Origin of the sequence: Kribbella monticola, from assembly GCF_003261635.1 — a bacterium.
Classification (GTDB): Bacteria; Actinomycetota; Actinomycetes; order Propionibacteriales; family Kribbellaceae; genus Kribbella; species Kribbella monticola.
This window is the reverse complement of record NZ_QFXK01000030.1, coordinates 327,901-342,453: the sequence shown is the minus strand read 5'-3', so window position 1 is coordinate 342,453 and position 14,553 is coordinate 327,901. Positions and strand designations below refer to the sequence as shown.

The 14,553-nt window shown below is 68.3% G+C and carries 11 protein-coding genes and 1 pseudogene; 7 read left to right on the top strand and 5 right to left on the bottom strand.

Annotation, left to right across the window (positions count from 1 at the left end; all coding sequences use genetic code 11):
* Positions 1-27 precede the first annotated feature (27 nt).
* Entirely contained in the window at positions 28-963 is a 936-nt protein-coding gene (locus DIZ26_RS17985; protein ID WP_112242755.1) for a TauD/TfdA dioxygenase family protein, read from the bottom strand.
* 154 nt (positions 964-1,117) lie between these two features.
* Here DIZ26_RS17985 and larE point away from each other — a divergent pair, with 154 nt between their 5' ends.
* Entirely contained in the window at positions 1,118-2,599 is a 1,482-nt protein-coding gene (larE, locus tag DIZ26_RS17980) for an ATP-dependent sacrificial sulfur transferase LarE (protein WP_112242753.1), read from the top strand.
* A 174-nt stretch (positions 2,600-2,773) separates the two neighbouring features.
* Positions 2,774-3,157, top strand: a complete 384-nt coding sequence (locus tag DIZ26_RS17975) for a cold-shock protein (protein WP_112242751.1) — start codon at positions 2,774-2,776, stop codon at positions 3,155-3,157.
* Positions 3,158-3,272: 115 nt separating this feature from the next.
* Here the strand turns inward: DIZ26_RS17975 and DIZ26_RS17970 are convergent, their stop codons facing one another.
* Positions 3,273-4,016, bottom strand: a complete 744-nt coding sequence (locus tag DIZ26_RS17970) for a TetR/AcrR family transcriptional regulator (RefSeq protein WP_112242749.1) — start codon at positions 4,014-4,016, stop codon at positions 3,273-3,275.
* Positions 4,017-4,148: 132 nt separating this feature from the next.
* Here DIZ26_RS17970 and DIZ26_RS17965 point away from each other — a divergent pair, with 132 nt between their 5' ends.
* On the top strand, positions 4,149-5,744 hold the full coding sequence (locus tag DIZ26_RS17965; RefSeq protein WP_112242748.1) for an MFS transporter: 1,596 nt from the start codon (positions 4,149-4,151) through the stop codon (positions 5,742-5,744).
* A gap of 93 nt (positions 5,745-5,837) precedes the next feature.
* A complete protein-coding gene (locus DIZ26_RS37490) occupies positions 5,838-5,975 on the top strand; it encodes a hypothetical protein (protein WP_157979750.1) in 138 nt (45 codons plus the stop codon).
* 56 nt (positions 5,976-6,031) lie between these two features.
* On the opposite strand, the gene DIZ26_RS17960 is transcribed toward DIZ26_RS37490, so the two are convergent.
* On the bottom strand, positions 6,032-7,747 hold the full coding sequence (locus DIZ26_RS17960) for an MFS transporter (RefSeq protein ID WP_232828424.1): 1,716 nt from the start codon (positions 7,745-7,747) through the stop codon (positions 6,032-6,034).
* 533 nt (positions 7,748-8,280) lie between these two features.
* On the opposite strand from DIZ26_RS17960, the pseudogene DIZ26_RS17955 reads away from it, so the two are divergent.
* A pseudogene (locus tag DIZ26_RS17955) lies at positions 8,281-9,048 on the top strand (DUF3027 domain-containing protein); the annotation flags it as partial.
* A 252-nt stretch (positions 9,049-9,300) separates the two neighbouring features.
* On the opposite strand, the gene DIZ26_RS17950 reads toward DIZ26_RS17955, so the two are convergent.
* Positions 9,301-9,618, bottom strand: a complete 318-nt coding sequence (locus DIZ26_RS17950) for a DUF2530 domain-containing protein (protein WP_112242744.1) — start codon at positions 9,616-9,618, stop codon at positions 9,301-9,303.
* 74 nt (positions 9,619-9,692) lie between these two features.
* Here DIZ26_RS17950 and DIZ26_RS17945 point away from each other — a divergent pair, with 74 nt between their 5' ends.
* Both DIZ26_RS17945 and DIZ26_RS17940 read left to right on the top strand, forming a co-directional pair.
* Positions 9,693-11,180 (top strand): NCS2 family permease, encoded by a 1,488-nt coding sequence (locus DIZ26_RS17945; protein ID WP_112242743.1) that lies wholly within the window; start codon positions 9,693-9,695, stop codon positions 11,178-11,180.
* A gap of 186 nt (positions 11,181-11,366) precedes the next feature.
* Positions 11,367-13,427 carry a prolyl oligopeptidase family serine peptidase gene (locus DIZ26_RS17940; RefSeq protein ID WP_112242741.1) on the top strand — a complete coding sequence of 687 codons (2,061 nt, stop codon included), beginning with the start codon at positions 11,367-11,369 and terminating at the stop codon, positions 13,425-13,427.
* Here DIZ26_RS17940 and DIZ26_RS17935 read toward each other — a convergent pair.
* A complete protein-coding gene (locus tag DIZ26_RS17935) occupies positions 13,408-14,505 on the bottom strand; it encodes a hypothetical protein (RefSeq protein ID WP_112242739.1) in 1,098 nt (365 codons plus the stop codon). The two genes, DIZ26_RS17940 and DIZ26_RS17935, sit on opposite strands and share 20 nt — an antisense overlap.
* Positions 14,506-14,553: the final 48 nt, after the last annotated feature.

The window sequence follows — 14,553 nt, the reverse complement described above, 5'->3', positions numbered from 1 at the left end:
AGGGCTCGGACATCAGGCCATCAAATGTCAAACGGCAGAGTAGTGCGAGGCATCCCCGGTGCGGGCAGTACTACGTACGCCGTCGACACTCACCGGGACATCTCCGGCCAGCGTGATCCGGTGCAGCCGGCGCGGCTGGTCGTCGTAGTCCGCAACCCCGTAGTGCTGCGTCGCCCGGTTGTCCCAGATCGCCAAGTCGCCCGGCTGCCACTGCCAGCGGACCGTGTTGTCGAGGTTCGTCACCCGGTTCTGCAGCAACTGGAAGAGCTGCCCCGACTCCGCTGCGCTCAATCCGACGAACCGCCGGACGAAGTGGCCGAGCACCAGCGCCCGCTCGCCGGTCTCGGGGTGTACCCGGACCACTGGGTGCTCGGTCTCGAAGAGCTGCGAGACGAACTGCTCGCGATGCGTCTGGACCTTCACGTCCACCCCGCCGATCCGGGTCTCGTCCTTCGCCCCGGCGTAGTCGTACACGTTGCTGTGCACCGCCCAGAGCCGGTCGACGAGCGCCTGCAACGGCACCGGCAGCTCGGCGTACGCCGTGACCGTGTTCGCCCAGCTGGTCGCACCGCCGTACGCCGGGAGGGTGACCGCTCGGAGCAGGCTGATCGCCGGTACGCGGTCCACGAAGGTCACGTCGGTGTGCCAGCTGTTCGCCTTGCCGTAGTCGGAGTCGATCGGCAGCACGTTCTCGTTGGACTCGAGCGCGTTCGAGGTCGGGTGAGCCAGTGTCGGCGTCCCCAGCAGCTTCGCGAAGGCGAGCTGGCCGGCGTCGTCCAGGTGGTCCTGGCCGCGGAAGAAGATCACCTTATGAGTCAGCAGCGCCTGCCGGATCGCGGCCACGGTCGCGGCGCTCAGCTCGCCGCCGAGCCGGACTCCGCCGACGACGGCGCCGAGCGCGCTGCCCACCTTGTCGACGGTGACGAGCTGCTGGTCTGCTTCCAGGGGTGCGGTCGTGGTCATGGTCTGCTCCTGAGGTCGAGAGGGCGAAGTAATATCTATATTCCTACTCAATTACTCGACTTAGACCGGTGTCCGTCATCCGAGATGCCTGACCAGGACTGGACGGTGGGATACCCGGAGGACCGGGTGGGCTCGAGGACGTAGGGTTGGGGACGTGTCAACCGCCGAGATTCAGCCCACCCCTGCCGCCACGCCAGGCGAGGCCGACGTGCCGGAATTGGTGGTCGGTTTCGATCTGGACATGACGCTGATCGACTCCCGGCCCGGGATCCAGGCCGTCTGGGACCTGCTGGCGGCCGAGACCGGCGTCCCGATCGACACCGACCTGGTGGTGAGCCGTCTCGGGCCGCCGCTGACCTGGGAGATGGCGAACTGGTTCCCCGAGGACCAGGTCGACGCGATGGTCGCGCGGTACCGCGAGCACTACCCGTCGTACGCGATCACCGGAAGCCTCCCGTTGCCGGGTGTGCCCGAGGCGCTGGCCGCAGTACGGGCCCTGCGTGGGCGCACGATGGTGGTCTCGGCGAAGTACACCCCGAGCGTGAAGCTGCACCTGGAGCACCTCGGGCTGGATGTCGACGAGCCCGTCGGCGACCTGCACGGCGCCGAGAAGGGCACCGCGCTGCGCGAGCACCAGGCCACGATCTACGTCGGCGACCACACCGCCGACATCGACGGAGCCCGGGCTGCCGGCGCCGTCGCGGTGAGCGTTGCCACCGGTCCGTTCTCGGCGGATGAGCTGCGCGCGTACGGCGCTGACGTCGTACTCAACGATCTGACCGAGTTTCCCGCCTGGCTGGACGCCTATGTGCTCGAGCAGCGGCTTGAAGCTCTGATGACGAGGCTGGCCAAGTACGAGAGCCTCGTGGTCGCCTTCTCCGGTGGGGCCGACTCGGCGTTCCTGTTGGCAGCAGCGGCTCGCGCGATCGGCCCGGCGAACGTGGTCGCGGCCACCGCCGTCTCGCCGAGTCTGCCGGTCGCGGAGCTCGAGCCGGCGGCCCACTTCGCCGACTCGCTCGGCGTACGGCACGTGACTCCGCACACGCACGAGATGGACCGCGAGGGCTATCAGGCCAACGCCGGCGACCGGTGCTACTTCTGCAAGGCCGAGCTGGTCGAGACGCTGCAGCCGATCGCCGACGAATTCGGCATCGAGGCGATCGCGACGGGGACCAACGCCGACGACGCGATCGCAGGCTTCCGGCCGGGGATCCGGGCGGCCTTCGAACGCGGCGCGATCACGCCGCTGCGCGATGCGCGGCTGACCAAGGCGCAGATCCGGGCGGCCTCGCGCAGCTGGGGTCTGGAGACGTCGGACAAGCCGGCCGCGGCCTGCCTGTCCAGCCGGATCGCCTATGGCATCCGGATCACTCCCAACCTGCTCGTCCGGGTCGATCGGGCCGAGCAGGCGGTCCGCGACCTGCTCACGCCGTACGGCGTGCAGAACGTGCGGGTTCGCGATCTGGGGGAGTCGGCGAGCATCGAGATCGACGCCGACCTGCTCGGCCGGGTGGACCACGCGGCGCTGATCGACGCGGTCCGCGCGGAAGGTTTTGCAGCGGCGGCCGTCGATCCGCGGGGGTTCCGCTCCGGCTCGATGAACGAGCGGTTGGCCAATCCGGAGCGCTATCGCTGACCCGCGACTGCCGTGGGGCATTTACGAGACCGGGTGGTGCGGAATCGTTGCCTCATCAGGTAGTTTCCCGGAGGCGCTGATGCCCGGGTTCACGTACGCTGGGTAACCGGCCCGGGCAGCCCGTCCCGGTCACCTTTCCGTCCTGTTCCGACGATTGACATCGAAGAGGTTCCCGTGCCTGTTGGCAAGGTCAAGTGGTATGACTCCGAGAAGGGGTTCGGCTTCCTCAGCAAGGAGGAAGGCGGGGATGTCTACGTCCGTGCCGAGGCGCTGCCGGCCGGAGTGACCAACCTCAAGCCGGGGCAGAAGGTCGAGTTCGGCGTCGTCGAGGGCCGCAAGGGTGAGCAGGCGCTGCAGGTGCGGTTGATCGACCCGCCGCCGTCGGTGGCGAAGGCGATGCGGCCGAAGCCGGAGGAGATGCAGTTGATGATCGAGGACCTGATCAAGCTCCTCGACAACATCGGCGAGGGCTACCGCCGCGGCCGCCACCCCGACGCCAAGGCCGCCCGCGGCGTCGCCACCGTCCTCCGCGGAGTAGCCGACAAACTCGACATCTGACCCGCCACCCGCCGACTCCGCACTCGTCCGGCGGCGCGCCGAACGCGCGTCGCCCCCCACGCCGTTCGGCGACGCTCTCTTGCGCGCGGCAGGGCGACGTGCTGCGGTTGCGCTGCTAGGTGTGGCTGGTGCGGTCGATCAGGGCTTGGATGCCGTCGAGTACTGCGGTCAGGCCGAACTTGAAGTCGTCGGGGTCGTCGCCGGAGTCGGCTCGTTCGATACCGGCGGCGACCGTGGCGGCGATCATCGGGAACCGGTCCGGCGTGGCCAGCATCATCAGCCGCCGTCCGTACAACTGGTCGTTCTCCTCTCTCGTCCGATCCGGCCGGGCGAACATCTCGGCGGTCAACTGGGCCGCCCCGCGCACATAGATGTTGACCAGCACCATCGACGACAGCTTTTCCCCCGCGCTGAGCGGCGTACCGTCGAGGACCCGCAAGCCCGTCTCCATCCACTCCAGCTGCTTGGGTGACAGCGGCGGCTCGAACAGCGGCACCTGCAGAATCCACGGATGCCGGTGGATCGCCTCCCGGACCAGCATCGCCCACCGGGTGATCCCGGCCCGCCAGTCCAGCTCCGGCGCGATCGGCTCCGGTACGCCGAACGCCTCGTCGATCATCACCGTGTACAGCTCGTCCTTGGAGTCGACGTACCGGTAGAGCGACATCGTGGTGAAGCCGACCTCGGCCGCCACCTTCGCCATCGAGACCGCCCCGAGCCCGGCGGCGTCGGCCAGCCTGACGCCGGCCGCGCCGATGTCGCTGATATGCAGCGTGGGCTTCGGCCCCGGCCGCGCGGGCCCTTCGATTCCCCACATCAGTTGCAGGGCTCGCGGCAGTTCCTCCGCGGTCTTGTCCATCGCGCGCTCCTCGAATCGGCATCGGCCCGAACTTCTGTCGATCTTATCTGTTTACAGCATAGACAGATGCTTGCTATGGTCTGCGTACGGCGCACACAGTGTGCGTCATACACAGATAGTGGAGGGGTCCTCATGAGCACACCGGAGCGAGCCGGACGCAAGGAATGGATCGCACTCGGCGTCCTCGCCCTGCCGTTGCTGCTGGTCTCGATGGACGTATCGGTCCTGTACTTCGCGGTCCCCTTCATCTCCGCGGACCTGGGCGTCTCGGCGACCCAGCAGCTGTGGATCTTCGACATCTACGGGTTCGTGCTGGCCGGCCTGCTGATCACGATGGGCTCGCTCGGCGACCGGATCGGCCGCCGCAAACTGCTGATCTTCGGCGCGATCGCGTTCGGCCTCGCCTCGGTCGCGGCGGCGTACTCGCAGAACCCGGAGCAGCTGATCGCGGCGCGCGCAGTACTGGGCATCGGGGGCGCGACGTTGATGCCGTCGACGCTGGCGCTGATCCGCAACATGTTCCACGACGCCGGTCAGCGGAGTAAGGCGATCGCCTTCTGGAGCGCGATCATGATGGGCGGGATCTCGCTCGGTCCGGTGCTCGGTGGCTTCCTGCTCGAGCACTTCTGGTGGGGCTCGGTCTTCCTGATCAACACCCCCGCGATGCTGCTGCTGCTCGTGCTGGCCCCCGTCTTGCTGCCGGAGTTCAAAGCGCCGGCCCGTGGACGGTTCGACCTGTTCAGCTCGGTGCTCTCGCTGGCGTTCGTGCTACCGGTGATCTGGGGGATCAAGGAACTTGCCGCGAACGGCATCGAGACCCTGCCGATCGTCAGCATCGTGGCCGGCCTCATCGTCGGCGTCGGCTTCATCCAGCGGCAACGTACTGCGGACCACCCGATGATCGAGCTCGCCATGTTCCGCAACCGGGCCTTCAGCGGAGCGCTCGCCGCGAACACCATCGGGACGCTGGCGCTGGTCGGCAACGCGGTCTTCATGACGCAGTACCTGCAGTTGGTGCTCGGGATGAGCCCGCTCAAGGCTGCTTTGTGGTCGCTGGTGCCGTCGGTCGCGGTCGGTGCGGCTGCCCCGGTCGGCAACGTGCTGGCGCAGAAGATCGACCGGGCCTATGTGCTGGGGATCGGGTTCGTCGTGGCGGCTGCCGGGTTCGTCGTACTGACCCAGATGCACGTCGACTCGTCGCTCGTGGTCCTGCTGGTCGGCGCCGGGCTGCTGGCGGCCGGACTGGTGATGGTGATGTCACTGGTCACCGAGGCGATCGTCGGCGCCGTCGCACCGGAGCGGGCCGGCTCGGCCTCCGCGCTGATGGAGACCTGCAGTGAATTCGGCGGCGCACTCGGCATCGCCGTACTGGGCAGCATCGGTACTGCGGCCTACCGCGGCGACCTCGACAAGCACCTCCCGTCGAGCCTCCCCGCCGGCATCGCCGAGGGTGCCCGCGAAGGTCTCCCCGCCGCGACCGGCATCGCAGCCCACCTGCCCACCCAGCTCGGCACCATCGTCCTCGACGTAGCCCGGCACTCCTTCAGCCACTCGATGAACGTCGTCGCGGTCGTCGGCGCGGTCCTGCTGGCCACCACAGCGGTCACGGTCACTCTGCTGCTGCGCGGCACCGCCCAGCCGGCCTCGCCCGCCGCACCTGCCGAGACGAACGTCGAAGACGGTGCGGCCGCAGTAGCCGAGAGCAACAACCGGGTGGTTCTCGCCTGAACCGGAGCGCCACCGAGCTGGTCCGTTCCCGGGTTACCGTCACGGTGACCCGGGAACGTTCATGTCTGCCGACAACCGATCCGATACCCGGTCATGCTCATCGACGGCGACCACAAGCATGGTGGCGGTGGACTGACCACTCCCCACGGCAAGACCCTGATCGCGACTGGCAAGATCGTCAAGGTGCCCGGCGGCGACTTCACCGGCTGGGACATCGACTACAAGTGGTGACCCCGCCCTGATCGCCCGTCGCACCTGATCAACCGCGGGTGGGCAGGATCGGGTGATCAGCGGGGTGGGCGGTGGCCTGGGCCGGTGTCGGGGCCTGAGCGACGGCGGCGGAAGGGCCCTGCCTTGCGTTCGAGGGTTGGCTCGGCCGCCCACGGCTGCTCCTCGACGACCGTCTCGTCATCGTCCGGCTGCCCACTCCACCACCGCCCCACCACCGGTCGCGCGTTGTTTGTGGACTTGTCTGCGCCGCCCGTCGTTTGACCTCCAGTGTTGCGATCGCTTTGCCCGCCGGCTTCACCGCTGGTACCACTCGCGCGCTGGACATCGTCGGCTGTTGTGCTGCCGGTTTGGAGGGCTTGGTTGGGGTCGAAGTGGAGTTCGACGGTGGGTTCGGGGTAGCGCGTGTCGGGGCGGGGGGTTCGGGTACGGCGTTCGGCGATGGACTCGGGGGCAGTGGTGAGGATGGTGCGGGTGGTTGCTGTCGATTGCGTGGACTCGGCAGGTGCGGTGTTGGCGCCGGGAGCGCCGCCGCGGGTGTGGGGGACCGGGCGGGTGTCGTGGTGGGGTGCTGGGTCTCTCGGGCCGGGGTGAGTGCCGGGGCGGTTGGGCGGTACCGAGGTCGGCTTCTGGCGGATGACGAGGAAGACGACGATCGCGAGAACCGCCGCCAGGAAGCCGAAACCGAGGCGGGGGATGAGCGGGAGCACGATGCCGCAGCCGCCGCCGAGCACCCAGGCGAGTTGCAGGACGGTCTCGGATCGCGCGAAGACCGACGTACGGACGGATTCGGGGACGTCGCGCTGGATCATCGCGTCCAGCGACAGCTTGCCCAGCGAACTGCAGACGCCGGCGACCAGGCCGAGCGCGATCAGCAGTGGCAGGCCGTAGAACACCGCCACGCAGATCGCGACGATCGCATCGGCGAACAGCACGACCAGCACCACTGCCTCGGGTTTACGGGCCTTGAGCAACGATCCGACCAGGGTGCCGAGGCTGTTGCCGATCCCCGCCGCCGCGATCACCGCACCGGCGGCGACGGCGCCGTTGATCCCGCTGATCGGCCGGTCGCGGAGCAGGAACGCCAAGTACATGGTCAGGAAGCCGGAGACGAAGCGCAGCCCGAGATTGCAGCGGATTCCGCGCGCGACAGCGGAAGTGATCGCTCGACGGCGGGCGTCGCGGCCCTCCGTACCGGTCATTTCCTCGCCGGCGGGTGAGTCCACCCGGGCGGGCAAGCGGATGGCGAGCACGAGACCGACCGTGTACACCAAGGCTGCCCAGCGCAGTGACCACTGCGGGCCGATCGCGGCGAAAGCACCCGCGATGCCTGCGCCGATCGTGGCGCCGGCCAGACCCGCGAGTGAGATGCGTGAGTTGGCCGTCACGAGCGTGACGTCCTTGGGCAGGAGTCGCGGTACTGCGGAAGCTCGGGTCACGCCGTACGCCTTGGAGGCGACCAGGCAGCCGAGTGCTGCGGGGTAGAGCCAGGCCGAGCTGCCCGAGATCGATGCGGCGAGACTCCAGACGAGGAATCCGCGCAGGCCGAGCGTCGCCCCGATTGCCCAGCGGCGGCCATGGCGGAACCGGTCCAGCACGGGGCCGATCAACGGCGCCATCAACGCGAACGGCGCCATCGTCAGCAGCAGGAAGAGCGCGACCCGGTCTCGCGCCTGCGAACTCGGTACTGCGAAGAACACGGTGCCGGCCAAGGAGACAGCGAAGGCGGTGTCGCCGGCGGCGTTGATCGCGCCGAGCTCGATCAACCGGGACAAACCCGACTCGCTCGCCCCCTGCGCGCCCGTCAACCCACGAATCCGCCGCCCGGTCGCTTTCCCTACCCGCCCGGTGAACCCGGCCGTCTTCTTGGAAGCCGCCGCAAATCCGACCGCCCCCACCTTCGAGGCATGCCCGAACTTCTTCCCAGCAGCCCCGATCTTCTTCCCCGCCCCGTCAAACCTCTCCCCAGCCCCCTTCTTCCCCCCACCCGAACCGCCCGGTCCCGGCCGCCCACCAGCAGAATCGCCTGACGCTCGGTCGCCCGCGGGCCCCCGCCCACCGTCCCCGCCCGACGCGCGCGCTCCGCCCTCACCCGCTGCTCGCCCGGCAGCGCCGCCACCGGGGCTAGCGGATGGGCGGCGGGCGTGTTCGGGGCGCCGGCCGGCCGCGGGGTCTGGGCTTTCCATACACCCATCCTGCCTTGTGGCGGGGACACAGCGCAGGTGCGGCGCGGAACTGTGTGGACAACGGTGGAACGGGGCTGTGGATCACCGTTCGGGTCAGTCCCGTGGGCGTGCGAGAATAACCGATTGTGACTCCCGTCAAGACTCCGGAACCGGTCCGCGCCAAGCCCGACGCCATCTCCGTCGCGGCTGTCGAACCTGCCCGTGAGGCGGCGATCGTCGAGGCGGGCGCCGCCCAGGTCGGCGAGTACCTCGGTCATCTCGTCGAAGGTGAGCGGCTCGTCACCCACTACTTCGCCTCCACCCACCCGGGCTACCGGGGCTGGCGCTGGGCGGTCACGGTGACCCGCGCATCCCGCGCGAAGACGGTCACCGTCAACGAGGTCGTGATGCTGCCGGGTGACGAGGCGATCGTCGCGCCGGAGTGGGTGCCGTGGTCGGAGCGCGTCCAGCCGGGCGACCTGCGCCCGGGCGACCTGTTCCCGACGCTGCCCGACGACCCGCGACTCGAGCCCGGCTTCACCGACACCGGTGCACCTGACGAAGTACTGGCCGTCGTCGAGGAGCTCGGCCTTGGCCGTGAGCGGGTCCTGTCGCAGGAAGGTCGCGAAGACGCTGCCGAGCGCTGGTACGCCGGGGACTTCGGTCCGAGCTCCCCGATCGCGCAAGCCGTGCCGTACAAGTGCTACTCCTGCGGGTACTGGATCCGGTTGCACGACAGCCTCGGCCAGGCATTCGGTGCCTGCGCCAACGAGATGGCGCCCGGTGAAGGCCGGATCGTGTCCTACGACTACGGCTGCGGGGCGCACTCCGACGTCGTCATCGAAGCACCGGACCACCCGTCGACGGAGCACGCCTTCGACACCACTGGCTACGACGACCTGGCGCTGGAGACCATCGCCGAGGCAGACGTAGTACAGGACGACGAGGCAGACGTCGTACAGGAAGCGACCGAAGAGGCCGACGCCGTTCAGGTCGAGGTCGAGGCCGCCGCCGAGCCGCCGTCGGACGACGAGGTCCAGGCGGACGACGAGGTCCAGGCGATCACTGCCGAGGACGAGTACGACGAGATCCCGATGCCGACCGCCGCGGAAATCGAAGCGGAAGCAACCGCGAACTACTGAGCAGGGCAGCGAGCCCGAAGCTCAGTCTTCCTGTTCCGGACGGTGGCCGGCCTGGATGGCGGCCCACCGGCGCCGGCAGTAGGCCAGACCGATCCAGCCGAGCCCGAAGCCGGCCACGGTGACCCACAGCCACCACTCGTCGCCGTCCTTCTTCAGCTCGGACCGGAAGATCAGCACGACGACGAACGCGACCGCCCAGGCGACGATGCCGACGATCACGGTCGGGATGCCGGACAGATCCAGTGGCTTCACGTCGGCGTGCATCAACTCGCCGCGGGCCAGCTGGCTGGTCGGGTCGGTCCGCTTCTTCGAGACCGATGCCTCGTTCTCCTCTGCCACGCCTCCACCTTAGCTCCAAAGCTTTTACCGAAGGTGCTCGCAACCGGCCGGGAGGAACTGGCACCATTCGGGGCATGAGTTCGCCAGAGGCTGCCACAGCCCGCTCCGGGTCAGCCAAATCTCCAGGACACCGGCTCGACTCCTTCTTCAAGATCAGTGAGCGTGGTTCGACGCTCGGCCGCGAACTTCGCGGCGGACTGGTCACGTTCTTCACGATGGCCTACATCGTCGTGCTGAACCCGTTGATCATCGGCACCGTCAAGGACGGCACCGGTCAGTACGTCGGTGGCGGCACCGACCCGGTCGCCGCGATCGCCAAGGTCGCGGTCGCCACCGCGCTGGTGGCGGGTGTCGTCACCATCCTGATGGGCGTGGTCGCGAACTTCCCGCTCGCGCTGGCGACCGGGCTGGGGCTGAACGCGTTCATCGCCTTCAGTGTCGCGACCAAGATGACCTGGGCCGACGCGATGGGCCTGGTGGTGATCGAGGGCATCATCATCTTGGTCCTGGTGCTGACCGGGTTCCGCCGAGCGGTCTTCGAGGCGGTGCCGTTGCAACTGAAGATCGCGATCAGTGTCGGCATCGGCCTGTTCATCGCGTTCATCGGTGTGATCGACGCAGGCTTCGTACGGCGCCCCGCGGCGGCCGGTGGTCCGCCGGTGGAGTTGGGTGTCGGCGGCAACCTTCGGGGCTGGCCGGTGCTGGTGTTCGTGGTCGGCCTGATCCTCGTCATCACCCTGTACGCGCGCAAGGTCAAGGGTGCGATCCTGATCGGCATCCTCGCGGCGACCGTGCTGGCGATCGTGGTGGAGGCGATCTTCGATGTCGGCGGCCGGACCAACGACAACCCCGGCGGCTGGGGCCTGAGCGTGCCGAAGTTGCCGGACAACTGGTTCACCAAACCGAACCTGGACACGATCGGCGAGTTCAACCTGTTCGGCTCGTTCGACAAGGTCGGCGTGGTCTCGGCGGTGCTGCTGATCTTCACGCTGATGCTCGCGGACTTCTTCGACACGATGGGCACGATGACCGCGATCGGCGCCGAGGCCGGGCTGCTCGACGAGGACGGTACGCCGCCGAACGCGCAGCGCATCCTGATCGTGGACAGCATCGCGGCGGCCGCCGGTGGAGCGGCATCTGTGTCCAGCAACACGTCGTACATCGAATCCGCCTCCGGGGTCGGTGAAGGAGCGCGGACCGGACTGGCCAGTGTCGTGACCGGGGTGTGCTTCCTGATCTCGATGGTGGTCGCGCCGCTGGTCACGCTGGTGCCGTACGAGGCGGCCACGCCGGCCCTGGTGCTGGTCGGCTTCCTGATGATGACGCAGGTGAAGGGGATCGACTTCGACGATCTCGAGGTGGCCATCCCGGCCTTCCTGACCATCATCCTGATGCCGTTCACGTACTCGATCTCGGCCGGTATCGGCGCCGGTTTCGTCTCCTACGTGCTGCTCAAGGTCGTCCGCGGCAAGGCACGCCAGATCCACCCGCTGATGTGGGTCGTCTCCGGCCTGTTCGTCATCTACTTCGCCATCGGCCCCCTGGGCGACTGGCTCACCTGACATCGGCCGGGCCCCGGGAGTCAGCGCTTCCCGGGGCCTGCCCATTTCCCACCGGCCGGCGGTTGCTAGAATGACTGCCGTCGGGTTCTCCGATCAGCCCACCTCCGCTCCGCTTCCGCAGCGTCGAGTGCCGGGCCTCTTCAAATCCCTGTAGTTTCAGCTGATAGGCAGCCCAGGATCTCGCTTATGGACATCAACGGAATCCCTGCCCAGTCGGCGCGAACAGCACGCTTCACCCTCGGACTGCCGACCTCCTTCTCCCTCTCACCGGACGGTCGCCGGGTCCTCTTCCTCCGCTCCCGCGGCCCCGAGGACCGGACCAGTTGCCTTTGGCTGCTCGACGACGACGGCGAGCACCTCCTGATCGCGCCCGACGAACTCGGTGCCGACGGCCCCATTCCGCCGGCGGAGCTGATCCGCCGTGAACGGACCCGGCAAAGCGGCTCCGGCATCGTCAGCTACAGCAGCGACAACGCGATGCGCACGGTCGTCTTCGCACTCAACGGTGAGCTCTGGACGCTGAACCTCGAAGACACCAAGCCGAAGCGAGTCCAGACCGCAGGACCCGTCGTGGATCCGCGACTCGACCCGTCCGGCCGCCGCGTCGCCTACGTGACAGAGCGTTCACTCCGCGTAGTAGAGCTTGCCGATGGCAACGATCAGCTGCTGGCCGTCGACGAGAGTCCGGAGGTCGGCTGGGGACTCGCGGAGCACGTCGCGTCGGAGTCGATGGGCCGCAGCCGTGGCCACTGGTGGTCGCCCGACGGTACTTCGTTGCTTGCGGCAAGAGTTGACCAGACGCCGGTGCACCGCTGGTGGATCGCCGACCCCGCCAACCCGTCCCGCCCACCCCGCGAGATCGCCTATCCAGCAGCCGGTACGCCGAACGCTTTCGTCTCGCTGCACGCCTTCGACCTGGCCGGCCGGTCGGTGGAGATCGAGTGGGACCGCGCGGCGTACGAGTATCTGGTCTCGGCCGACTGGGATGCGCACGGGCCGCTGCTCAGCGTGCAGTCCCGCGATCAACGGGTCCTTCACGTCCTGGCCGCCGATCCCGAGACAGGCCGGACGCAACTCCTGCACGAGCAGCGAGATCCCGCCTGGGTGGAGATCATCGGCGGTACGCCGGCGCGCACGGCCGCGGGCAAGCTCGTCCACACCGCCGATGAAGGCGAGACGCGACGACTGACGATCGACGGACAGCCGGTGACACCAGAAGGCCTGCAGGTACGCACTGTTCTGCAGGTCTCGGGCGAAGCGGTCCTGTTCGAAGCGAGCGACGAGCCGACCGAGTGCCATCTGTGGCTGTACGACGACACGGGCCTGCGGCGACTGAGCAACGGCCCCGGTTTCCACTCGGGTAGCCGGGCCGACGGCGCGCTGCTGCTCACCTCGAACACCGAGGCCGGACGATCCTTCGTCGTACGCCGAGAAGGCCGGCCCGATCAGGCGATCACCTCACTCGCCGCGCAACCAGCACTCACGCCGCGGATCACCTGGCTGAAGGCGGGCGAGCGAGAGATCCGTACGGCGCTGCTCCTGCCGTCCTGGTACCAGCCAGGGGAGCGTCCCCTCCCGGTCCTGATGGCGCCGTACGCCGGGCCCGCGATGGCGATCGTGTTGCGGGTCAGCGGTTGGTGGTTCGTCAGCGCGCAGTGGTACGCCGAGGCCGGGTTCGCGGTGGTGATCGCCGACGGTCGCGGTACGCCGGGGCGCGGTCCGGCCTGGGAGAAGACGGTCCACCACGACACGTTGACGGCACCGATCGAGGACCAGGTCACGGCGCTGCACGCGGCTGCCGAGCACTGCCCGGACCTCGACCTGACCAGGGTCGGCATCATGGGCTGGAGCTACGGAGGAACCCTCGCGGCAGCCGCCGTACTGCGGAGGCCGGATGTCTTTCACGCCGCGATCTCCGGAGCGGGTCCGAGCGATCAGCGGCTCTACGACACCCACTGGCGCGAGCGGTTCCTCGGGCATCCGGACGCGCACCCGGAGGACTACGACCGATCGTCGCCGATCACGGATGCGGCGAAGCTGTCCCGGCCGCTGCTGCTCGTGCACGGTCTCGCTGACGACAACGTGGTGCCTGCTCACACCCTGCGATTCTCGGCGGCTCTGCTGGCGGCGGGCCGCCCGCACCAGGTGCTGCCGCTGTCAGGTGCTGGTCACCGGCCGACCGACGAGGCGACGGTGGCAGGTCTCATGCACCACCAGTTGCAGTTCTTCAAGGATGCGCTGAAGTAGCTTCGTGGAGCTGGGCACGCAGCTCCAGGTACCGCGTGCGGTCGGTGAACAGGTCGCGGAGTTCGGCGGTGACGTTGTCGAGGAACTCGGTGCGGTAGGTGGCGTCGGTCATCAGCGAGATCGAGTAGTAGAGACCGGTGAAGATCGCGATGCCGGACGCGACCTTCACCAGGGTCGCGCTGAGCAGCAGCGGGTGGTTCGACAGGACGAGCTCGTGTGACCAGTTGCCCGGGCTGATACCCCACAGCTCGTACACGTGCCGGCTGATCGCGAGCAGGCCGAAGGCAACGAAGAAGAGGCCGACGCCGCTGCTGACCACCAGGACCTGCATCCACTGGCGGATCATCAAACTGATGGAGAGGTTCAGCCGCTGCAACCGGCGCAGCGGCGGGCCGGCGGCGGCGTCGTGCTCGATCCGGTCCAGCTCCTGAGGCAACCGCAGGACCAGGAAGAGGTTGCTGATCAGGGCGAAGGCGACGCCCATGAAGACGATGAAGGCCGTCGGCATGCCGGCGAACACCTGCCACATGTCGGCAGTCATGAACAGCACCAGCGAGAACACCAGCAGCAGCGGCAAGGCCCGGACCAGGCTCGCCACCGAACTCGCCAGCTCCGAGCCGAGCCGCTGCAGCCCCCACACCGTCGTACCGATCAGGCCGTAGCCGACGACGGCATACACCAGGCCGATCAGTAACAGGTTGCTGACCGCGACGCCGAGGAACTGGGTGAACTGGAACTCCGACAGCACCGGGAGGAGGGCCGGCAGGAGGACGAAGGTGGCCAGTTCCGGCGTACCGAAGCGGGATGGCAGGGACCACAGGGGGCGGCCGCGGAGGCGGTTGAGGACGGCGAAACCGCCGATGAGTACTGCGAGGCCGCCCAGGACGGCGAGCAGGTTGACCCAGAACGGCCACTTCAGCGAGGTCGCTCCGAGCATCTCCGCCAGGAAGACGAAGCCGAGTACCGGGGTCGCCCGGGTGAAGATGTCGTGCGTCGGCGAGAAGTCCTCGATGAACAACGGCAGCCCCGCCCGCCGGAACCGCTGCTCGTACCGAGCCAACTCAGCTGATGTCCCCATGACCGCAGACCCTAATGCGCCGCCCGGTTACCGCCGAGTCCGCATCCT